This window comes from Lentilactobacillus hilgardii DSM 20176 = ATCC 8290, assembly GCF_000159315.1.
Taxonomy (GTDB): domain Bacteria; phylum Bacillota; class Bacilli; order Lactobacillales; family Lactobacillaceae; genus Lentilactobacillus; species Lentilactobacillus hilgardii.
In genome coordinates this window covers 1-237 of the sequence record NZ_GG670083.1, presented here as the reverse complement: position 1 = coordinate 237, position 237 = coordinate 1, and the positions used below count along the sequence as shown (strand labels likewise).

At 54.0% G+C, this 237-nt stretch carries 2 tRNA genes; both read right to left on the bottom strand.

Annotated elements, in window-relative coordinates:
- Positions 1–20 precede the first annotated feature (20 nt).
- Positions 21–93, bottom strand: a tRNA-Ala gene (locus tag HMPREF0519_RS12960).
- A 28-nt stretch (positions 94–121) separates the two neighbouring features.
- Positions 122–195, bottom strand: a tRNA-Ile gene (locus HMPREF0519_RS12955).
- Between the last annotated feature and the right edge of the window lie 42 nt (positions 196–237).

Genomic DNA, 237 nt, shown 5'->3' with positions numbered 1-237 from the left:
TTCTGACGCTGACGCGTCAATGGAGAATAGCGGGATCGAACCGCTGACCCCCTGCTTGCAAAGCAGGTGCTCTCCCATCTGAGCTAATTCCCCATGTTACGCCGGTCATGAGGCCGGGTGATGGGCCTAAATGGACTCGAACCATCGACCTCACGCTTATCAGGCGTGCGCTCTAACCAGCTGAGCTATAGGCCCAAAAAGCGTAACCGTGTTTGAGAGTAGACCTCTCAAAACTAA